General features: G+C 33.6%; 18 protein-coding genes. 7 read left to right on the top strand and 11 right to left on the bottom strand.

Annotation, left to right across the window (positions count from 1 at the left end; all coding sequences use genetic code 11):
- Positions 1-7: 7 nt before the first annotated feature.
- The 3 genes from ilvD to CLU83_RS05255 all read right to left on the bottom strand — a co-directional run bounded on the left by ilvD (position 8) and on the right by CLU83_RS05255 (position 4,269).
- Positions 8-1,681: a dihydroxy-acid dehydratase gene (gene ilvD / locus CLU83_RS05265; protein ID WP_100430645.1), complete on the bottom strand. Its 1,674-nt coding sequence runs from the start codon at positions 1,679-1,681 to the stop codon at positions 8-10.
- 275 nt (positions 1,682-1,956) lie between these two features.
- Entirely contained in the window at positions 1,957-3,072 is a 1,116-nt protein-coding gene (gene leuB, locus CLU83_RS05260; RefSeq protein WP_100430644.1) for a 3-isopropylmalate dehydrogenase, read from the bottom strand.
- A 33-nt stretch (positions 3,073-3,105) separates the two neighbouring features.
- Positions 3,106-4,269, bottom strand: coding sequence for a 2-isopropylmalate synthase (locus tag CLU83_RS05255; protein WP_100430643.1), 1,164 nt, complete (start codon positions 4,267-4,269; stop codon positions 3,106-3,108).
- Positions 4,270-4,423: 154 nt separating this feature from the next.
- Here CLU83_RS05255 and CLU83_RS05250 point away from each other — a divergent pair, with 154 nt between their 5' ends.
- Positions 4,424-5,968: a hypothetical protein gene (locus CLU83_RS05250; RefSeq protein ID WP_100430642.1), complete on the top strand. Its 1,545-nt coding sequence runs from the start codon at positions 4,424-4,426 to the stop codon at positions 5,966-5,968.
- A gap of 77 nt (positions 5,969-6,045) precedes the next feature.
- Here the strand turns inward: CLU83_RS05250 and CLU83_RS05245 are convergent, their stop codons facing one another.
- The 6 genes from CLU83_RS05245 to CLU83_RS05220 form a co-directional block, all read right to left on the bottom strand.
- Positions 6,046-6,540, bottom strand: coding sequence for a hypothetical protein (locus tag CLU83_RS05245; RefSeq protein ID WP_100430641.1), 495 nt, complete (start codon positions 6,538-6,540; stop codon positions 6,046-6,048).
- An 88-nt stretch (positions 6,541-6,628) separates the two neighbouring features.
- A complete protein-coding gene (locus CLU83_RS05240) occupies positions 6,629-7,744 on the bottom strand; it encodes an efflux RND transporter periplasmic adaptor subunit (protein WP_100430640.1) in 1,116 nt (371 codons plus the stop codon).
- 10 nt (positions 7,745-7,754) lie between these two features.
- Positions 7,755-12,089, bottom strand: coding sequence for a CusA/CzcA family heavy metal efflux RND transporter (locus tag CLU83_RS05235; RefSeq protein ID WP_100430639.1), 4,335 nt, complete (start codon positions 12,087-12,089; stop codon positions 7,755-7,757).
- A 150-nt stretch (positions 12,090-12,239) separates the two neighbouring features.
- On the bottom strand, positions 12,240-13,619 hold the full coding sequence (locus CLU83_RS05230; protein WP_100430638.1) for a HAMP domain-containing sensor histidine kinase: 1,380 nt from the start codon (positions 13,617-13,619) through the stop codon (positions 12,240-12,242).
- 4 nt (positions 13,620-13,623) lie between these two features.
- Entirely contained in the window at positions 13,624-14,292 is a 669-nt protein-coding gene (locus CLU83_RS05225; RefSeq protein WP_100430637.1) for a response regulator transcription factor, read from the bottom strand.
- Positions 14,289-14,720, bottom strand: coding sequence for a thioredoxin family protein (locus CLU83_RS05220; RefSeq protein WP_100430636.1), 432 nt, complete (start codon positions 14,718-14,720; stop codon positions 14,289-14,291). The genes CLU83_RS05225 and CLU83_RS05220 overlap by 4 nt, the downstream gene beginning before the upstream one ends.
- Before the next feature lie 340 nt (positions 14,721-15,060).
- On the opposite strand from CLU83_RS05220, the gene CLU83_RS05215 reads away from it, so the two are divergent.
- The 5 genes from CLU83_RS05215 (at position 15,061) to CLU83_RS05195 (ending at position 20,236) form a co-directional block, all read left to right on the top strand.
- Entirely contained in the window at positions 15,061-15,495 is a 435-nt protein-coding gene (locus CLU83_RS05215; RefSeq protein ID WP_100433624.1) for a thioredoxin family protein, read from the top strand.
- 34 nt (positions 15,496-15,529) lie between these two features.
- Positions 15,530-16,423: an FAD:protein FMN transferase gene (locus CLU83_RS05210; protein WP_100430635.1), complete on the top strand. Its 894-nt coding sequence runs from the start codon at positions 15,530-15,532 to the stop codon at positions 16,421-16,423.
- A gap of 47 nt (positions 16,424-16,470) precedes the next feature.
- Complete coding sequence (locus tag CLU83_RS05205) at positions 16,471-16,653, top strand: DUF4266 domain-containing protein (protein ID WP_304529161.1); 183 nt, start codon at positions 16,471-16,473, stop codon at positions 16,651-16,653.
- Between the two features lie 17 nt (positions 16,654-16,670).
- The gene (locus tag CLU83_RS05200) at positions 16,671-17,861 is read left to right on the top strand and encodes a DUF3570 domain-containing protein (RefSeq protein WP_100430633.1); all 1,191 of its coding nucleotides are present in this window, start codon (positions 16,671-16,673) and stop codon (positions 17,859-17,861) included.
- A 275-nt stretch (positions 17,862-18,136) separates the two neighbouring features.
- Positions 18,137-20,236: an LTA synthase family protein gene (locus CLU83_RS05195; RefSeq protein ID WP_100430632.1), complete on the top strand. Its 2,100-nt coding sequence runs from the start codon at positions 18,137-18,139 to the stop codon at positions 20,234-20,236.
- Between the two features lie 76 nt (positions 20,237-20,312).
- On the opposite strand, the gene CLU83_RS05190 is transcribed toward CLU83_RS05195, so the two are convergent.
- On the bottom strand, positions 20,313-21,314 hold the full coding sequence (locus CLU83_RS05190; protein WP_100430631.1) for a zinc dependent phospholipase C family protein: 1,002 nt from the start codon (positions 21,312-21,314) through the stop codon (positions 20,313-20,315).
- 95 nt (positions 21,315-21,409) lie between these two features.
- Between CLU83_RS05190 and CLU83_RS05185 the strand changes: the two genes are divergently transcribed.
- Positions 21,410-22,141: a YoaK family protein gene (locus CLU83_RS05185; RefSeq protein WP_100430630.1), complete on the top strand. Its 732-nt coding sequence runs from the start codon at positions 21,410-21,412 to the stop codon at positions 22,139-22,141.
- Here CLU83_RS05185 and CLU83_RS05180 read toward each other — a convergent pair.
- Positions 22,138-23,100 carry a YeiH family protein gene (locus tag CLU83_RS05180; RefSeq protein ID WP_100430629.1) on the bottom strand — a complete coding sequence of 321 codons (963 nt, stop codon included), beginning with the start codon at positions 23,098-23,100 and terminating at the stop codon, positions 22,138-22,140. The two genes, CLU83_RS05185 and CLU83_RS05180, sit on opposite strands and share 4 nt — an antisense overlap.
- Positions 23,101-23,136: the final 36 nt, after the last annotated feature.

The following is a 23,136-nucleotide window of genomic DNA, read 5'->3' as shown; positions in this document are numbered from 1 at the left end:
ATTTTTATTACTTATCGGTAACACATCCTGTAGATGCGCTTGACACAGATCTTGCATATTTCAAAAGAACACCTTTTGTTGCTTTTAAAGGTGGCTGCACCCAATTGGATCGTCTTTTTGCAAATTCTTCTTCACTAATCTTCAAATTGATGGTGTTCTTAACCGCATCAATAGTAATTACATCACCATTTTCAACTAAAGCAATTCCACCACCATCATAAGCTTCTGGTGTAACGTGACCTACCACAAAACCATGTGAACCTCCAGAGAATCTGCCATCAGTAATCAAAGCAACGCTGCTACCTAAGCCTGCACCAATAATAGCTGATGTAGGTTTTAGCATTTCAGGCATCCCTGGACCACCTTTTGGCCCACAATACCTGATGACGACTACATTACCCGGTTTCACTAATCCTTTTTCTATACCCGGAATAACTTCAAATTCGCTCTCAAATACAACAGCTGTACCTTCAAAGTATTCCCCTTCTTTTCCGCTAATTTTAGCCACTGCGCCTTCTTCTGCAAGATTACCGTATAAAACTTGTATATTTCCTGTAGATTTTAATGCTTTTTGAATTTCAAATACTACTTCTTGTCCATCCTGTAAATCAGGAACACTTTCTAAGTTTTCTGCTATTGTTTTTCCAGTAACAGTTAAACAATCTCCATGAATAAGACCTACTTTCAGTAAATATTTCATTACCGCAGGCACACCACCTACAGCATGCAAATCCTCCATCATATATTTACCGCTTGGTTTCAAGTCAGCAAGAACAGGTGTTTTATCATTTATTGCCTGAAAATCATCCAAAGTTATTTCAATATCTACTGAATGTGCCATAGCAATTAAGTGCATAACCGCATTTGTTGACCCTCCTAGAACAGCTACAATTGCAATAGCATTTTCAAAAGCTTTGCGGGTCATAATATCTCTTGGCTTGATATCTTTTTCCAGCAATATTCGGATTGCTTTTCCTGCATTATCACATTCTCTTCTTTTTTCTTCACTCAAAGCTGGGTTTGATGAACTGTATGGCAAACTCATTCCTAAAGCTTCAATAGCTGAAGACATAGTATTAGCAGTATACATTCCGCCACATGCTCCAGGACCGGGACAGGAATTTTTAATCACTCCGTTAAAATCTTCATCAGAAATCGTATTTTGGAACTTTTTCCCCAATGCTTCAAAAGCAGAAACAATATTAAGACTTTCTCCTTTCCATTTTCCTGAGTGAATAGTTCCTCCATAAACCATAAGAGCAGGACGATTAACTCTTCCCATTGCAATTAAGGCTCCGGGCATATTTTTGTCGCATCCAGGGATAGCAATCAAACTATCATACCATTGTGCTCCCATAACAGTTTCAATAGAATCAGCTATTACATCACGGGAAACTAATGAATAACGCATTCCTTCCGTTCCATTTGAAATTCCATCACTAACACCTATAGTATTAAATATCAATCCAACAAGATCAGCATTCCAGACTCCTTTCTTGACGTCTTTGGCCAAGTCATTCAAATGCATATTACAAGTATTTCCTTCATAGCCCATACTAACAATTCCAACTTGTGCTTTTTTCAAATCCTCTTCAGTTAAGCCAATTCCGTATAACATTGCCTGAGCTGCTGGTTGCGTTACATCTTGTGTAATTGTCTTGCTGTATTTATTTAATTCCATTCTGTATTAATTTGTGTATTTAATTTTTTATTTAAAAAAAAACCTCCCAAAATTATGGGAGGTTTTATATATGCTTTCACTTATATTTATACCAATCCCTTTTCATATGTGATAATCACAATGACACTTAATACTAAAAGGACGTTGATAATGTGTTTCATTTTTTCATTTTTTTGACTTTGCGAAAGTACAAAACAAATCTAAAATAAAAAAAAATTTACCAACAAACTAACAGCAATTAGTGATATAACGTAACATTTTATGATTTTTATTAGTTAAACGATAGTCGACTGTCCTATTTGAACATTATCGTTTTTAAAATATAAATCATCTTTACTCAATATGACATTTGAAATAAAATCTCCAACATCATTGGTTCCAAATCTTGAACCCGGATTTAAATCAATAGTAACTACTTTATATTCAATAGCTTTTTCTACAGCTTCATAAACTTTCTTGGCTTCTTTTGCCAAACCAAAGTGATCTAACAGCATAGCTGCCGATAAAATTGAGGCAATTGGATTAGCAATATTCTTCCCTTTTGCCTGTGGGTAAGAACCGTGAATAGGCTCAAAAAGAGCTTTGTTTTCTCCAACTGAAGCAGATGCCATCAATCCTATTGATCCCATAATCGCACAAGCCTCATCTGACAATATGTCGCCAAATAAATTCTCTGTTAAGATTACATCATATTGTTTAGGATCAGTAATTATTTGCATGGCTACATTATCAATATACTGACATTCTAATTTTACATCTGGATACTGCTTAGCAATTCCTTTAACTAATTTTCTCCACAACCTAGACGTTTCCAACACATTAGCTTTATCAACTAATGTCACTTTTTTTCTTCTGCCTTGAGCGGCTTTAAAAGCCTGATGTGTAATGCGGTTAATTTCATTTTCAGAATATTCGCATATATCCGAAGCAAAAGTTCCTTCTTCGTTTATGACTTTATCGCCATAATACGATCCTCCTGTTAATTCTCTGTAAATTACAAAATCAACATTTTCGATTACCTCCTTTTTTATCGGAGAAGCATCCAAAAGGTTTTTGAACGGTTTTATAGGTCTGATATTAGCAAACAGTCCTAATTCTTGTCTCAACTTTAATAATCCCTGCTCTGGACGAATTTTTGATTCAGGATTATTATCATATTTAGGATTTCCAATAGCACCAAACAAAACAGCATCAGTATTCAAACAAAGATTTAAAGTCTGTTCTGGTAAAGGATTTCTCGTTTTCTCTATTGCGACAGCTCCAATTAAAGCATCTTCAAAAATAAATTCATGATCATAGGCAACACTAATTGCATACAGCGCTTTCTTAGCTTGTAAGATAACCTCTGGCCCTACACCATCACCTGAAAGTACTGCTATTTTTAAGTTCATATCATTTATTTTTTATATTATTTCTGCTAAAAATTAGTTGACATATATATTGCTGGCTTCAATAATTTGATGAATATCATTATCAAGAACTTCTTTTTTGATATCAGCAAACTTTAAAAACTCAATATACACGATATCCAATTGTGTTTTGGTAAGCTCATAACCAACTTTCTTAGCTCTGTAAGCCAAAGCTGCTCTACCGCTTCTCGCTGTAAGAATAATAGAAGACTCATTGACACCAACATCCAAAGGATCCATGATTTCATAGGTCGCTCTATTTTTAATCACACCATCTTGGTGAATTCCAGAACTGTGAGCAAAAGCATTAGCACCAACAATAGCTTTGTTCGGCTGTACAATCATTCCCATACTTTCAGAAACCAAACGGCTCATTTCATTCAATTGTTTGCTGTCAATGTCTGTATATAAATTTAAATAAGGATGCTGTTTGAAAATCATAACAACTTCTTCAAGAGCCGTATTTCCAGCTCTCTCTCCTATTCCGTTGATTGTGCATTCTATTTGACGAGCTCCATTTATAGCTCCCGAAATTGAGTTGGCAGTTGCCATTCCTAAGTCGTTATGACAATGGCAAGAAAGAATAACATTCTCAATCCCTTTTACATTTTCTCTAAGGTATTTTATTTTTGCACCATATTCCTCTGGCAAACAATATCCTGTAGTATCTGGAATATTAAGTACGGTAGCTCCAGATTTGATTACTTCTTCACAAACTCTTGCCAAAAAAGCATTATCTGTTCTACCAGCATCCTCTGCATAAAATTCTACGTCTTCAACATAAGATTTAGCGTGAGCAACAGCATATTTCGCTCTTCCAATCACATCTTCCGGAGTAGTCTGAAGTTTATGGATAATATGAGAATCAGAAGTTCCTATTCCTGTATGAATTCTAGGTCTAACAGCATGCTTCAAAGCTTGTGCCGCTACATCAATATCATTTTTAACAGCTCTAGTAAGACCACAAACAGTTGCGTTTTTTACAATTTTACATATTTCAGAAACAGATAAAAAATCACCTGGACTAGAAACAGGAAAACCAGCTTCAATGATGTCTACTCCCATTTCGTCAAGGCGGTTGGCTATAACGAGTTTTTGATTGGTGTCTAATTTACATCCTGGGACCTGTTCACCGTCTCTTAAAGTGGTATCAAAAATTTGGACTTTCTCTCTATTCATTTTAATTTATTTAATGTAATTTCACATCTTAAAACAAAAATAGTTTTCATTTACTTAAAACTAAACCTGCTTTTAGGTAAATATACTATTTATAAAGTAAAAAAAAACAAATCATAAGTCTGAAAATCAATAAGTTAAATACTTTTATAATACAATGGCTAACCATCAAAAAGATTTTTTATTTGTATTAATAAAATCCCTTTCCAAATCTGAAAAAAGACAATTTAAAATTTTTGCCAGCCGATTAGAGACTAGTTCTAATACAAAATTTATCGAGTTATTTAATATTTTAGATAAATCGGAAGTATATGATGAGAAACTAATACTTAAGAATGGCTTAATTAAAAAAGTACAGCTGTCTAATTTAAAATCCTACCTCTACAAACAAATCTTAGTAAGCATTCGCTTGAATATTCCTAGTCAAAACATTAGGTATCAGCTCCGCGAACAAATTGACTTTGCCGCAATACTATACAATAAAGGCCTTTACAAACAAAGTCTAAAAATACTTGACAAAACAAAACAGCAAGCCATTGAAAATGATGAAAAATACATGGCTTTTGAAATTGTCGAATTTGAAAAACTAATTGAATCACAATACATTACAAGGAGTATTCAAGGCCGAGCCGATGAATTGGTCATTCAAGCCAAAGAATTAAACTATCGCAATACAATTTCCAGCAAATTATCCAATTTATCGCTTCAGCTATATGGAATCATGCTTAAAACAGGATATGTAAAAAGTGATGCTGAATACAAATACATCGATGATTACTTTGTTAAACACATTGCGCGTTTGGATCAGTCAAAATTTGGTTTCAGAGAAAAATATTGGTTCTATAACGCTAACTTATGGAGAAGTTTCTTAGTGCAGGACTTTCTTTCCTGTTATAAGTATGCGACTAAATGGGTAACTTTATTTTATGACAATAAGAATATGATTTTCCTAAATCCTGTTTTCTTTCTAAAAGGAAATCATTATTTATTGGAATCCCTATTCATGTTGAAATACAAAACCAATTTTAAAAAATATTTAAATCTTTTAGAAGAAACCATCAGTGATCCTCGATTCCCTGTCAATGACAACATTGCTTCGCTATCATTTCTCTATATTTATAACAACAAATTAAACTATCATATTTTAGAAGGCACTTTTGCCGAAAGCGAATACCTCATTCCTGAGATTTTAAACAAAATAAAAGTTCACAGTGAACATTTGGATGAGCATCACGAAATGATGTTTTATTACAAAATTGCGAGTATTTATTTCGGAAATGAAAAGTACCGAGAATGTATCATTTATTTGGAAAAAATCATCAATAACAAAAATCTTTATGTTCGAGAAGATTTGGCTTGTTTTGCACGATTATTGTGTTTAATCGCACATTATGAATCAGGTAAAGATTTTAATTTAGAAAGTCAGCTATTGAGTACTTATAAATTTTTAATCAAAATGAATGATTTACATGAGGTGCAAAAAGAGATTATTCGTTTTCTAAAAAACTTAAGTAACTTATATCCGAGTGACATTAAGAAAGAGTTTATCAAAATGAGGGAGCGTTTCATTGAATTAGAGAAAAACACTTATGAAAAAAGAGCTTTTTTATATCTTGATATTATTTCTTGGCTGGAAAGCAAAATCGAAAATCGAAAAATAAGCGATATTATTAAAGAAAAAGCAAAATTGATTAATCGATAATTTTTCAATACAAGCCCGTCAAAAGAAAAGCGATTCGTATTGAATCGCTTTTCTTTTGTAATTTTCAAATCGGAAACTTAATCTTCATGCTCTTCTGATTGTTTTACAGAACCATTAACAGTTACATCCGCATTTGCCCGAATTTCGGTATGGCGAATTTTACCACCTGAAGTACCAACTTTTTGAACTAAAAACAATCCAGCAGTTGCGATACCAAGTATCAAAAAGGAAACCACTTTTGCTTTTACATGATTTTTAAAATTCAAATACAAGCCCGCAAGAGACATACCGCTTAAAACATAAAGTAAAACTGCTAATTTTTCGGCCAGCTCTTCGTGTTCGTGAATAATCTGTTTTCCAATATTTGGCATATCTTCAACCAATTCCTCTGCTCCCTCGCCGGTTCCCATACTAATTGCTCCAAAAATACCTGCAACTATAAATAACACATAAGATGTATTTATCAGTATTTTATTTTTCAAAACCAAGCCAACAATTAAGATTCCAAATCCAAAAATGGTTCCGATAATTGGAAAATGGTTTACTACCATGTGTAAATGTGCATCGTTCATAATATATTTTGATTTAATGGTTAAAAAAATTTAAATGAATATATGGAATAATACAGAATATTTTTCTGCCATATAGTTGTGATTACTATCAATTTGCAATATCAAAAACCCCTCTGGTCAAAATTTTTGAAGAAACATTAATTTCACTATCAGGAATTATTTCAATATATTTTTCGGATTTTTCACCAATTAAAACCTTGACTTTTTTGAAGGAATAGTCCTTTTTAGAGCTATCTAATAAAAGTACGAAATTTTTATTACTTTCTGTAATTAATGCCTCCGCAGGAATTGCCAAACCTTTTTTTGTGTCAACTAATATTCCTGCCTCTACAAACATGCCTGTCAATAACTTTTGTCTAATTTTATCTTCCAAATGTCCATGCACATTTATGGTTCTGTCATTACCTTCTATAGATTTTCCAACCAAATGAACTTCTGCATTAAACACTTCTTTTGTCGCTTCAGGCACAGTAAACTCAATTTTCTGACCTATTTTAATCTTCAGAATATCTTTTTCAAAAACTGCCAATTCCAAATGTAAATGCTGGGTATCCACAATTTCCAATATTACATCAGAAGGTGCAATTGGCATTCCAACATTTGCATTCATAATGACAATATCGCCTGAAATTGGTGAATAAATAGTAATCACCGAAGTTAATTTTCCTTTTTCAACTTGAACAGGATTAATGTTAAGCATCAGTAATTTTTCACGTAAGCTTTGATACATTGCTTTTGTTTTCCGGTAATCACTCTCTGCTTTCAAATAGTTTTTTTGTGAGGAAATTTTCTCATCATACAATGTTTTTTGACGTTCGTATTCCGATTTCAAGTAATTGATTTGTTCCGCGACTTCCAGATATTCTTTTTGAATATCCAAAAATTCAGTGTTCTGCAAAGTCAATAAAGCTTGTCCTTTGGTTACTTTATCTCCAACTAAAAGATGGGTTGACTTAACATAACCTCCAATAAATGAAGTGATTTGTGCTCGGTTTTGCGGAGGAACATCAATCTTTCCAGAACATTTAACAACTACATTGAAATCCTGTTCGGCTGGTGAAGCGATTTGCATCCCAGACGATTGAAATTGTTGCTTGGTTACTGTTATTAATCCATTATCTTTTGATGTTTCTTCTTCTTTTTTTGCTTCCTTACAAGAGAAAAGCAATGATACAAATAGTAGAGCGTATATGATTTTTTTCATGTATTTAAATTTAAAAATTAAGATATTGTAAATCCAATTGGGTTATATTGAACTGCAAAACGGTATCAAGATGTTCAATCTGAATGCTGGTTGCATTTTCTAAACTTTGAATGTATTGAAAAAAGTCAATTTCTCCTTGTTTATAGCTTCTATTGGCTACTTTAAGAATCTCTTCAGATAGCTTTTTTCCGTATTGATTATAATAATTAATTGCTTCTTGATGTTTTGTCAGTTCATTATTTTTCTGGGACATATAAGTGCCCATTTTTCGTTCTTCGTTTTGTTTCTTTTGTTCCCAGCTTTGCAGTTCGAGCTGGGCAACTTTCGTTTTAGACACCGTGCCGGAAAATAAAAGCGGAACTGCCAAACCTACCTGAAACCCATACAAAGACTGAGTTAATCCACGATTTTTTCCTTGAAAATAATCAACATTAATGTCTGGTAACCAATTTTGTTTTCTGAGTTTCACTTGGTTTTCATAAACACTGGTAACGCTATTCAAATAAGTATTGTAATAGCTTTTGACAGCATCGTTTGTTTGTTTTTCAAGCGGTTCTATTTTTTTATTCTTAATTTCAATTTTCTCATCATTCTGTATCAATGAATACAAAATTTCATACTGCGCTCTTTTATCACTCTCGATTTGGGAAAGTTTTGATCTAATATGCCTGAATTTTGATTCGGCCGTAATTTTTTCAAGATAATTAGTTTCTCCCAATTCAAACTTTCTTCCGCTTGCATTCGAAAAATTTTGGTACAAACTATCCAAATACACATACATTTTTGCTTGATTTTGCAGAAAAACGATATGCTGATACACTTTTGAAACCTCCAAGGAAAGTTTCATCTTTTGAATATCATAACTGGCTTTTTCCTTTTCATATTCCGAATTATAAACCTTTTTTTGAGCGCCGTAAACGGTCGGAAATTCAAATTTTTGCTGTACTCCGAATACTTTTAACGGGACATTATTAACAGCTAAATTATTTTGGTCATAACTATAGTACACATTGGTTTTATCAAAGGAATATGCAGTTCTTGTATTCTCCTCCATGCGCTGGACATGCAGTTGGGCAACTTTAACATCCTTATTGTTTTTCAAGGCTTTTGCTACCAAGCTATCTAATTCGGGATTATTGTTTTGAGAAAAAGACATTGAAGTACTCAACAGCAATAAGAGTATAAGAGTTGATTTATGGTGTAATTTGAACTTTGGCTTTTTACCTTCTTTTTCATCCAAAACCTTATATAAAATTGGCAAAACAATCATCGTTAATATTGTTGCAGTGAATAGTCCGCCAATAACAACCGTCGCTAGTGGTTTTTGAACCTCGGCTCCAGCTGAAGACGATACAGCCATCGGTAAAAAACCTAAAGCCGCTGCCGCTGCTGTTAACAAAACGGGTCGTAATCTGTCGGTAGTTCCTTTTAAAATCAATTCATCCAAATCTGTCATACCTTTATGTTTGAGTTCTTTAAAATGTTCAATAAGCACTATACCGTTTAGTACAGCAATTCCGAAAAGCGCAATAAAACCTACCCCAGCAGAAATACTAAAAGGTAAATTTCGAATCCATAAAAATAATATTCCTCCAACGGCCGAAAGCGGAATCGCAGAATAAACCATCATAGCTTCTTTAACTGAGCCAAAAGCAAAATGCAGGAGTATAAATATCAGAACTAAAGCGATAGGAACAGCAATTGCCAAACGGGTCTTAGCACTATTCAGGTTTTCAAATTGTCCTCCATACTCCACATAATATCCCAACGGAAGTTTAATTTTTGTGTCAACAATTTTCTGGATATCGGTTACTACACTTTGCAAATCACGATTTCTAACATTTACACCCACTACAATTCTTCTATTAGTATTATCTCTTGAAATTTTAGCGGGACCTTCAGTATATTCGATTTTGGCCAATTCACTCAATGGAATTTGCTGTCCATTTGGAACCGAAACATATAAATTTCTCAAGTCCTCAATATCATGACGATTGGACTCGGCCAAACGAACCACCATATCAAATCGTTTTTCCCCTTCAAAAACATTACCAACGGTTTTCCCTGCAAAACTCAATGCAATCATATCATTCAAATCGGCAATATTGAGCCCATAACGGGCAATTTTGGATCGGTCATATTGTACAAACATTTGCGGTAAGCCTGCAGTTTTTTCGATAATAACATCCGAGGCACCGTCTATATTTTTAATTGCTTTCTCAATTTCGTGTGCTTTTTGAGCCAAAACATTCAAATCTTCACCAAAAACTTTAATAGCTACATCCGAACGTGTTCCAGATACCAATTCGTTGAACCGCATTTCAATAGGCTGCGTAAATTCAACTTCCATATTTGGAATTTGAGCCGTAATTGCTGCTTTTATTTTATCGGCCAGTTCATCTTTACTCGATGCCGAAACCCATTCTGATTTAGGTTTTAATTTTACAATAATATCGCTTTCCTCCATAGACATTGGGTCTGTTGGAACTTCGGCTGCTCCTATCCTGCTTACTACTTGATCCACCTCTGGGAAGTTTTTCAAGATAATTTTTTCTATTTTAGTTGTTGTGGCAATAGTTTTAGACAAAGATGTCCCTGTTTTCAAAACGGGCTGTATCACAAAATCCCCCTCATCAAGCGTTGGAATAAACTCAGCTCCCATTGTAGAAAATAATGCTATCGCAAAAACCAAAAGCGCTACAGAGCCATAAAGCACTTTTTTGGTGTTATGCAATGCCCAAGTGATTACAGGTACATACCAAAAATTTAATTTTTGAATCAATTTTGAGGATATTGAATTTGGATTATCTTTTGTAGGTTTCAAAAACAAAGAAGAAATCACTGGAACATAAGTAAAACAGAAAATCATAGCTCCCAATAATGCAAAGCTGAAAGTCATTGCCATTGGTTTAAACATTTTTCCTTCAATTCCTGTTAAAGATAAAATGGGAATAAATACAATTAAAATAATAAGCTGGCCAAAAATAGCAGAATTCATCATCTTGGAAGCGCTCTTAAACGTGATTTGATCAATTTCCAATTGTCGATCTTCTTTTGTCAAACCAACCAAACTTCCTGATTTACCCGCTATTTGAAAAGCAATAAATTCGACTATAATAACAGCTCCATCAATAATAATTCCGAAGTCAATAGCTCCCAAACTCATCAAGTTTGCATCAATCCCGAAAACATTCATAAATGAGATCGCAAATAGCAGACACAACGGAATTACCGATGCAACTACCAAACCTGACCGCCAATTCCCTAACAAAAGAACCACAACAAAAATTACGATAAGACAGCCCAAAATCAAATTTTCGGCAACTGTGAAAGTAGTTTTGCCCACCAATTCGCTGCGTTCCAAAAAACCATTTATATAAACTCCTTTTGGCAATGTTTTTTGAATTTGGACTACTCTCTCTTTTACAGCGCTTATCACTTGTTTTGAATTGGCATCTTTTAGCATCATTACTTGACCAAGAACTTTTTCTCCCTCACCATTACCAGTAATAGCCCCAAAACGGTTGGCATGACTAAAACGAACCTGAGCCACGTTTTTGATATAAATAGGAATGCCATTAGCATTGTTTACTACAATATTTTCTATATCAGCAATTGAATTCACCTTTCCTTCACCGCGTATAAAATAACTTTGGTTCACTTTTTCGATGTAGGCACCGCCCGCAATACTGTTGTTTTTTTCCAATGCGGTAAAAACGTCAGTCATAGTGATATTCATTGCCTTCAAACGGGAAGGAACAATAGCTACTTCATATTGTTTTAAGAAACCGCCCCATGTATTAATCTCAACAACGCCTTTTATTCCTGAAAGCTGTCTTTTTACAACCCAATCCTGCAGTATTCTTAAATCTGTAACCGAATATTGATTTTTATATTCCGGTTTTACCTCCAAAGTATATTGATAAATCTCCCCCAAACCTGTTGTAATGGGTCCCATCTCGGGAACACCAAAACCTTGTGGAATCTTTTCGGAAGCGGATTTAATTTTTTCGGCAATCAATTGTCGGGGAAGATAGGTTCCGATATCATCATTAAAAACAATGGTTACGACCGACAGCCCAAATTTTGATATCGAACGAATCTCTTCGACGCCTGGCAAATTAGCCATTTCAATTTCAACCGGGTAGGTAATAAACTGCTCAATATCTTGTGTTGAAAGATTTCGTGAAGTTGTGATTACCTGAACCTGATTATTGGTAACATCAGGAACAGCTCCAATAGAAATTTGGAAAACCGAAAATAATCCAAATCCCAATACAGAAGCTGTAAAAAGCAAAACAACTGCTTTATTTTTTAAACTGAAAGCTATAATTTTTTCTAGCATTTTAACCTTATTTATTTTAACAAAAATAAGTCAAAATGATAAGGAAAAACTTAACAACAAATTAAAATAATCTTAGTAACAGCTTAATTTAAGGTGCTTAAATAAGTAAAAAAGAAATGTTTTTTCCGCATTCAAATAAGGGATAATATCTTAATCAAAAGTCAGAACTACAGTTGTGCCTTCATTTTTTTTACTGAGAACATCAATACTGATATTCAGCAGCTGTGAAATCTTTTTCACTATTGACAATCCTAATCCAGATCCTTTTATATTGGGATTACTTGTTGCGTCTGATCGATAAAATGGGTTGAAAATCTTGTCTAAGTCTTCTGTGGCAATTCCAATTCCGCTGTCCGATATAGAACAGATGGTTTTCGATTTTTTTTTGGAAACATTTATTGAAATTTTGCCATTGTGTTTGGAATACTTTATCGCATTAGAAATCACATTACTAATAATTATACTCACTAAATAATTATCAGAATTAATAAAATAATCTTTTGAAAAATTATGTTCTATTCCTATATTTTTATCATTTATTTTATTCGAATATAAAGTAAGAACATCGAGAATTATGGCATTCAGGTAAATTTTCTCAATCCGTAAACTTTGCTTATGATTTTCGAATCTTGCCAACAAAAGCAATTGATCCACTAAATTATTCAAACGGTTCACTTCCGAAATGCTGAAATTAATTTTCTCTTCATATTCGGACTGGCTTCTTGGTTTTCTCACCAAAACTTCCAAAGTTCCTTTCAAAACCGTCAAGGGAGTTCTCAATTCGTGAGAAGCATCGGAGGTGAATTGTTTTTCCCGTTCGACTGCATTTTCAATTCGATCCAGTAAATCATTGATTGTTTTGGAAAGTACAAATAATTCATCCTTATTTTGAGGCAAAATTATTCTGTCTTTTAAATTGTCAGTAGTAATTCTACTCGAGGTTTCGGTAATTAGAGCTACTGGTTTAATACTTCGTCCGGCAATAAACCTGGCAATAAAAAATAGCAGCAATAAAATTAATGGAAATGTTATAAAAAGTGTATTTCTAAGATTGGTCAATATCAATGTAGCCTCATCCAAGGACATCGCTACAAAAAGATATCCTACTTTTTTCTTTTTATCAAAAAGCGGAATTTGAATTTGCCTGATTGGTTTTTTATTCAAATAGGAATCCACGAATTGATTGTCTTTTTCATGTTTGTGCAATTTAAGCTGAAATCCTTTCAGATTGGGCGATTTATCAATTAATTTATTATCATTGTCAAAAAACTGTACAAAAACTGGATTTACATTGACTCTATTATTGTCGCTTTCTCTCCATTGATCAACTTGAATCAGATAGGCATTATTGTTGTCAACTTCTATCTGCTCCAAATATTCACTAGATTCCTGTAAAATATCATCATTTATATGTTTGTTAATACTGAATAAAGTGATTCCATATATAGTACAAAACACTACCGAAATCAATAGCGCGGTGCTGAGAATGTAATTGAAGGCAATTCTGTTTCTATATGAGAATGAAAACATTTAATTAATTTATATCATTTGCAATATAGCCTACACCACGGATGGTTTTTATGAGATCTTCATCTTTATTCAAATTCAGTTTTTTACGAATAGCATTCATAAAAACATCAATTACACCCGTATCGTACTCAAAATGAATATCCCAAACATCATTAATAATTTCATTTCTGGTGCATACTCTTCCTTTATTTTTTATTAAATAAAATAACAATTCGTATTCTCTTTGCGTAAGCGAAACTTCCTGTCCACTTGAAATTACTTGGTGTTTTGAAGGAATGATTTTAATTTTTCCAAGTGAAAGAACATCATTTTGATTTTCATTTCTGAAATGAATTTTTATGCGTTCTACCAATTCGTCAAAGCTAAATGGCTTTTTGATATAATCATTAGCTCCAGCTTTCAGGCCTTCAATTGTTTCCTGAATGGTATCTTTGGCCGTTAAAAATAGAATAGGCGTCTTGGAATCTTCCTTTCGGATTTCTTTGCACACATCAATCCCTAACATTTGAGGCAAAATCCAATCCAGCAAAATAATATCTGCTTTTTGGCTCTGAGCTATTCCTAGACCAGTTTTGCCATCATTGGCAACCACGACCTCATAGCCTTCCTCTTCCAACCCCTGCTTTAGAAAATTGGCAATTCCAATTTCGTCTTCAACTACTAGAATTTTCATTTGAATGAATGAATAAGTTTAATATAATCTTGTGCAGAAACGTTTTTAAAACCTGTCATTCCAATTACTTTTCCTTTTGGATTTAAAAGCATAACAAGGGGAAAAATCCCATTTTTATTGTATTTCTCCGCTAATTTGTTATTAGTCTCGACCATATCAGGAGCAAGCTGATTCTTTCTTTTATTTGGAAAATCCGCTCGATAAATAACCCAATTTTTGTCAGCTTCGACTTGAAATTCTGGAGATTTCCAAACTACTTTTTCTAGTTTTATACAAGGTCCACACCAATCAGAGCCTGAAAAGACTAATAAAATATTTTTATTTTCTTTTTCGGCTTTTGCTTTTGCTTCCTCGAAATTGGTATTCCAGTTTTGGGAATATCCAAAAGCAGTTGAAATCAAAAATATAAAATAGATTAGATATTTCATTTTTACATTTTGTTAATCGTGTTAAGAAAAAAACTAAAAGTTGTACCTGTTAATGTCGTTTTATATTCTTTCAAAAAACACTTTTCTATTTATCTGAAATTATTTTTTTATAAAGTCATGATTATTATTTAACAAATCTAACTCAAAATACCCCGCTGCATTAGATACAAAAGAAGGTCTTAAGTCAAATTTAAGAATAAAATCATTATTGCAAAGATTTAAGTACAGGCTCATTTCTAAGAAACGTTATAGTGTTTAATATTAATCGAATCTTAAGCTATCAAAAGCAATTAGAAGTATAACAATTCGTTATTTCGTATATATCTAAAACAGAATGCAGATGAAACTAATTATAATGATATGGTTACTAGCAGTTCTTCCAATACAATGGGAGCCTGACTTTAATAATGCAAAAAAAATTGCAAAGGAAAAAAGTGAATTAATCTTATTGAACTTCTCAGGTTCTGACTGGTGCGGTCCTTGTATTGTACTCCGAAAAAATTATCTCGAAAGTCAGGCATTCACAGATATGGCAAAAGAAAATTTAGTAATGGTTAATGCTGATTTTCCGCGAAAAAAGGTAAACATCAGCACACCTGAGCAAGTTAAACGTAACGAAGGACTTGCCGAAATATACAATAAAGAAGGAAGTTTTCCGCTCACTTTGCTGCTTGATTCCGATGGTAAAGTACTGAAAATCTGGCAGGGAAAACCAGAGAGTACACCGGAACAATGGACAGCAGAAATAAAAGCAATTTGTGATAGCAAAAAATAACATAGAACAAAAATATTCGCAGTCACTAAAACTGATGGGAAACAACTTTACTATAACTGTTGTCGCCCAAAATGAGAAGACTGCAAATGCAAATATTAATCTTGCCATTGCCGAAATCAGAAGAATTGAAACTCTTTTAACTACTTATAAAGATGACAGTCAAACCAATATGATTAATAATAACGCAGGGATACAGCCTGTCAAGGTAGATCAGGAAGTTTTTAATCTCATCGAAAGATGTATTGGTATTTCAAAAATTACGCAAGGAGCATTTGATATTTCATACGGCAGTATTGATAAAAGCCTTTGGAATTTTGACAAAGCAATGACTAAACTGCCTGATGCTGGAACAGCTTTAAAAATGATACACCTTATTGATTATAGAAATATAATTCTGAACAAAGAAAACACAACCGTTTTTCTAAAAAAAGAAGGAATGCGAATTGGCTTTGGAGGTATCGGAAAAGGCTATGCTGCTGAAATGGCAAAACAATTACTTATAAAACATAACGTAAAAAGCGGTATTATTAATGCCAGCGGCGATCTTTCGGCATGGGGCTTTCAGCCAAATGGCAAAAAATGGACCATCGGAGTAGCTGATCCGGAATCCCCTGCTGCTGCATTTTCTTTTATGGAAATATCCAATAAGGCTGTTGCTACTTCTGGGAACTATGAAAAATTTGTAATTATCAATGGTAAAAAATATTCGCATACCATTGACCCAAAAACAGGATTGCCAATAACCGGAATTAAGAGCGTTACTATTATTACTTCGAATGCCGAATTTGCAGATGCAATGGCAACTCCAATTGCCGTAATGGGAATCAAGGCAGGCTTATATTTAATTGACCAAATACCTGATTTACATTGTATTATTATTGACGATAACAATAAAATTTACACTTCAAAAAATATCAACTTGAAATGAAAAAGCCCAAACAAAAAATTTTCTTAGTGTTATACAGTATTGCTTTTATGAGCATGCTCTTTACTTCTTGTTCTCCTGTGAAAGAATATCAAAAAGGAAGAATTAATGATTCTGAAATGGTATTGGCAAATAGAAAAATCGAGAAGACAGAACTTAGTTTTCAATCCTACCGTGAAGGCGCTTCCGGAGCAAATGCAGGAAAAAGCGGTGGTGGCTGTGGCTGTAACTAACATTTATAACAAGTAAAATGAAAAGAATATTTATTACAGGACTTGCTTTATTGGGGTTGTTTCAATACCAATTAAGAGCGCAAAATGTTGTTTCAGATTCTACCAACTATCAAAACAAAAAATTAAAGGTTGAAGAAGTAAATTTAATTTCGAGTTATTACAAACAAGATGGAGACAATTCGGCTGTGACAGGAGGTATTGGCTCTGAACATCTGACAGATATTGCAAATACCATCGATGTTAAATTGATTAAATACGGAGAAAACGGAATCAAACACACCTTTGACATTGAAGCTGGAATTGATCATTATACTTCAGCTTCTTCGGATATGATTGATTTGAGTGCTAATTCTTCTGCATCATCTTCAGACATTCGTTTTTACCCATCTTTAAGTTATATCAGAGAAAATGAAGAAAAGGGAAGAACATTTTCCGCGGGCGTTTCATCATCATCTGAATTTGATTATCAGTCTTTTGGAGGAAATCTAAGTTTCTCTCAAAAAACTAAAAATAAAAACGGAGAATTTACCGCTAAAATCCAAACTTATATAGATCAGTTAAAACTAATTGAACCTATTGAACTTCGTACTTATAGAAGTGAAGGTTATGGCAGTGCTAATCGAAATACTTTTGCAGGAACTTTAAGTTATTCTCAAGTTGTAAACCAAAGACTTCAGGTAATGATTGTTGGTGATATCATCAGTCAAAATGGTTATTTAAGTCTTCCTTTTCACAGAGTATATTTCGCCGACGGATCTGTGCATCAGGAAAAAATGCCTGATACCAGATTAAAAATTCCTCTTGGATTCAGAGCTAGTTATTTTTTAGGCGATAATTTTATTATTAGAGCTTATTATAGATATTATTCTGATGACTGGAGTTTAAAAGCGCATACCGCCGATATTGAAATCCCTGTAAAATTATCACAGGCATTTTCTTTGAGTCCGTTTTACAGATATTATACACAGACAGGAACCAAATATTTCAAACCGTACGGTGAACATACTGCAGCTGATGAGTATTACACCAGTAATTATGATTTATCTAAGTTTGACAGCAGTTTCTTTGGAATGGGAATGAAATTCACACCGCCTAATGGTGTCTTTGGTCTTAAGCATTGGAATACTGTTGAAATTAGATATGGACATTACACAAGAACAACAAATATGACCTCTGATATTATTAGTTTAAACATTAAATACAAATAAAAAATAAGTTAAAAAGAGGCAGTTGGAAAACTAATTTTCACACAGCCTCTTTTTGTTGCTAATACACAAAATACATGATTGACTATCAATCATTTATACTCGTGTTTCATAAGTGAAATTCAAAAAAAAATTAAAAGCATGTCCTGAATAAAAATAGAAAGAATAGCAAATAAATTAACTGCTGAATCCTAAGTCAAATTTAGGATTCAAAACATTCTTGAACAGACTTTTTTGTAAATCTCTTTTTTGTATTTTTACCGAAAAATAAATCCAATATGAATTTTCTTAAAAAGTTTTCCCCTTTTTACAATCTAGCATTTTTCTATATCCTTGTAAGTTTCGTTCTGCGAATTGTGTTGATGTTTCATCCTATCACGCAGACAAATTTTGTTTTTATAGATAGCTTAAAAATCTTCTCTATAGGATTAATTTCAGATCTTTTTGTATTTGTTGTAGCAACAGGATTCTTGTGGTTGTATCTCATTTTTATATCCAATTCCAAATATTATAAACCCTACGGTTATATCATTTTTGGATTATTTGTGGCATTATTGCTTTATATAGCTTCCGGCAAAACGATTCTGAATGAATATGGCGGAGCTTTGCCAAAAATCGGAATGATTTTCGTGGGGCTTAAAACGCTTTTGTTCGGACTTCTTCTGTTTTTACCAAAGCACAGAGACAAAATCAGATTCTGGCTGTTCGCTTTTGTGATGTTTTTATATGTTGTTCTTATTCTTCAAAACGGAATCAGCGAATATTTCTTTTGGAATGAATTTGGGGTAAAATATAATTTCATCGCGGTAAATTATTTGGTTTACACTAATGAGGTAATCGGGAATATAATGGAATCGTACCCTGTGATTCCGTTGTTTTCGGCATTGTTTTTAATTGCTGGAATTGTGACTTATTTTATTGTCAGAAAATCTAGAAATTATATTGATGATATTCCGACATTTCCTGAGAAATTAAAGATATCAGTGATTTATCTTGCGTTATTTGGTATCGCTTTATACGCAGTTCCTTCATTAGCAAAAAAAGAAAACTCTCAAAATGTTTTTACCAATGAATTGCAATCTAATGGAATGTATCGTTTCTATTTGGCATTTATGAACAGTGAATTGGATTATTTCAAATTTTATAAAACTTTACCCGAGAATGAAGCTTTTGCTTTACTGGGAAAACAGATTCCCTCTATTACTGGTGTATCGACTTTAAGATCAATAAAAAGTGATGTTGCTGAAACACCAAAAAATGTGGTTTTAATCACTATTGAAAGTTACAGTGCCGATTTTATGAAAATGTATGGTAATGATCAAAACATCACTCCATTTTTAGACGATTTGGCACAAAAAAGCTTATTGTTTACTAATTTATATGCCGTTGGAAACAGAACAGTTCGCGGACTTGAAGCCGTAACGTTATGTTTTCCGCCAACTGCCGGCGAAAGTGTTGTAAAACGAAAAGACAATAAAGACAAATTTTCTACCGGTTCAATTTTTAAACAAAAAGGATACAACGTGAAATATCTTTATGGCGGAGATGCTTTTTTTGACAATATGGAAGACTTTTTTACCGGAAATGGCTATGGCATTGTCGACAAAAAATCATTCACTCCCGAAGAAATTACTTTTGCCAATATTTGGGGAGTTTGTGACGAAGATATGGCCAATAAAGCTATAAAAACGATGAATATAGAGGCTAAAACTGGCAAACCTTTCTTTAATCACTGGATGACCGTGAGTAACCACCGTCCATTTACATATCCAAACGATAAAATTGATATTCCCGGAGATGCAAAATCCAGAGATGGCGGTGTAAAATATACCGATTATGCTTTGAGAAAATTCTTTGATATGGCCAGTAAACAGCCTTGGTACAAAAATACCGTATTTGTTATCGTTGCTGATCACTGCGCTTCAAGTGCCGGGAAAACAGAACTCCCTGTGGATAAATACAGAATTCCTGCAATGATTTACAGTCCGGGATTTATCCAACCTCAAAAGTATACGAATGTAATGTCGCAAATCGATCTTATGCCAACACTTTTTGGTTTATTAAATTTTAATTACCAAAGTAAATTTTATGGTCAGGATGTTTTGAAACCCGATTACAAACCGAGAGCATTAATTGCTACTTATCAGGATTTAGGGCTAATAAAAGATAATATTTTGACCATTATTTCTCCTAAACAAGCCGTAAAACAATTCCAATTGTCATTAAAACCAGATCAAAAAGTGGCTCCGGAGTTTCAAATCTACTACGACCAAGTTCCCTTAAAAAATGAAAGAACCGATCTTGTTAATGAAACGATCTCTTATTATCAGACAGCTTCAGACATATTAAAGAAAAAGAGCTATCAAAAATTAAAGTAATTCTAAATTTAGAAACACAAAAAAGCCTGTAAATATTGAGTTTACAGGCTTTTTTTGTGTTTCATTATAATTTGGTCTAAAAATCGTTCTCACTTTCTAAACCAAAAAGTTTTCCAGTTTTCCAAAGTTTCAAATCATTTTTCAAATTCTTTTTATTACGTTCAGTCAATTCTTTTGAATCCAATTCATCAAGATTAGGTTTTCCAGCATTTACCCATGCTGTGTACCAAAAATTGGTTGTCGCAACAATTGCTTTTCTCATTTGCTTTTCAACCATTCCGTTCAATGCTGCATGAAATTGAGTCACATACTCTTTGGAATAAATCAAATCACCAAACTTGTTTTTAGCAACATTTCCCTTTTCATCTTTCTCAAACATCGTCTCAGCAGTAAAAGCTGCACGCAGTTTACTGTCAGCCAATAAAAGAGGCTCAACTTGGCTGTGTGTGTCTTTCAGCATATCCCAAGTCGCTTTTTCTACATTTTCCACATACTTTGCTTCTCCCGTATAAAAATTATAATTTTTTCCAAACAATTCCGGAAGACGGGATTCCCATAAAGAATGAATTCCTTTTTGATTAGTCAATTGTCCGTCATGATTGACAGCAGTATGCAAAGGCATGTGCGCATCACCTATGTAATGAGCCAAATCAGCTGCCAAAAACAAAATTTCAGTTTTTCTTTTGTCTTTCATGGCTTTTGTTAACTTGGTCATTACTTCCTGGATATACCAAGGCAGAATACCATTATCTGCTAAAAATTTCTCATTGTATTTTTTCTTTGCTTCATCAAAAGGCAGCGGAATAGAATCTACAGCACCAAAATTCTCCATATCCATAAAATGACGCGGATTTTCGGCCTTATCGCGTAATGTGTATTTACGCAAATCCGGAACAGTCGATTCCTGCGTAATAAAATCTAAATGATTGTAAAAAAAAGTCTGCATCGGTTTTGGCAAAGCCATAACTGCAGCGTTATTAATATGCTCATGACCAAAAATTCCCCATGACAATGTAATAAAAGCAATACCAATTATCGAAAAAGTAAGCGCTGTTCGTTTTAATTTAAATTTTTTCATTATATTTATTTTATTGAATTACAAAAGTATTTTTTAAAAGATAATTTAAACGATTTGAGTTTAAATTTATGTTAATCCAAAGAAATTAAATTAAAATGTTTAGACATCAAGGCAAAAGCAGAACTTCTAAACATAATTTACGGCTTGCTATATTATTATCATTTGTAGCCGGAATTGTAAATGTAACAGGAGTTTTGGCAGTAAAAACATTAACCACTAATGTTACTGGGCATTTTGCCTATTTTGCAGAAGAAGTAACAAAAAAAGACTATCAAGCCGCCATCGTTTTTTTAATTTATACGCTGTTCTTTTTGGCGGGAGCATTTACATCTAATTTTTTGGCCGAACTGGTTTCTGAAAAAAAGCAAGAACTTTCTCATTTGCCCGCAATAGCCATCGAATTTCTTATTTTAGTCACTTTGGGGCTTTTTGACATGCACCCCGATTTTAATTTATTAGAAGGAAAATGGATTGCCTTTGGTCTTCTTTTTGCAATGGGAATCCAAAATGCAATGGTGACCAAAATTTCGCAGTCAACCGTTAGAACTACGCATTTAACAGGACTCTTCACGGATTTAGGGATTGAATTGTCCCAATTGTTTTTCTACAAAAAACCGGAAGAGCGAAAAGCCTTAAAAACCAGTATTTATTTAAGACTGTCTATCATTTCTTTCTTCTTTCTAGGCTGTTTTGCCGGCGGATTTATATACGGATATTTGGCACTAAAAACACTGCTAATCGCTGCGGCTTTTCTTTTGGTTGCCCTATATTATGATTACATCCGATTGTATTTCATTGCGATTAAGCGAAAGAAAAAAACATTTTAGAAATACAAAATTGCTAATAAAGTTCCAACAGCAATACTTACCCAAAGCAGTACGCCTTGAACCAAAGGCAATAACCCCACCGATTTCAAAACAGAACGGTTCAGCCCTGCTCCTATCAAAAATAGAGTAACAGTAAGACCTGTTTTGGCAATTGAAACCAAATGCGGAGCAAAATTCGCAACAGGAGAGAAATAAGTATTACAGATCATTGCCAAAATAAATAATCCGATGAAATAAGGAATTTTAACTTTGCTCGTTTTATTTTTAAAAACGACTGCCGTAATCAAAGCAATAGGAATGATCCACAAAGCTCTTGCTAATTTTACCGTTGTGGCAACCTGCAAAGCTTCTGCCCCATATTTATTCGCCGCTCCCACTACCGAACTCGTATCGTGAATCGCAATAGCACACCATAAGCCAAAATCGTTTTGCGACATATTCAAAAAATGCCCAACAACAGGAAAAACAAACAAAGCAATTGAATTAAGAATAAAAATCACACCCAAAGCCACCGAAGTCTGCTTTTCATCAGATTGTATCACGGGAGCTATCGCAGCAATCGCACTTCCTCCACAGATAGCTGTACCGCAAGAAATAAGATGTGAAGTTTTCTTTTGAATCTTAAACCATTTTCCCAATAAAGTTCCCAATGCTATTGTCCCTATAATAGAAGCAACTGTAAAAATAAAGCCTTCCTTACCCGCCGCAACGGCACTATGAACATTCATACCAAAACCCAGTCCAACAACCGAAACCTGCAATAACATGTTAGTCGCTTTATGATTTAAATGCAAAAAAGGATGTCCCGAAAGATTAGCAACAACCAAACCCAACAGCAATGCTATAGGTGGAGAAATTATCGGGAATAAACAAAGAAGCAACAGCAAAACAAAAATAATTTGCTGCGCTGTAGTATTGATTCTAAAAAAAATTGGAGCATTAACACTATCCGTTTTCATTTCTTTATCATTTTTAACACAGCAAAGATCGCTTGA

This window comes from Flavobacterium sp. 1 (assembly GCF_002797935.1).
Classification (GTDB): Bacteria; Bacteroidota; Bacteroidia; order Flavobacteriales; family Flavobacteriaceae; genus Flavobacterium.
The sequence above is the reverse complement of the archived record's forward strand: the minus strand, read 5'-3'. Positions and strand labels throughout refer to the sequence as shown.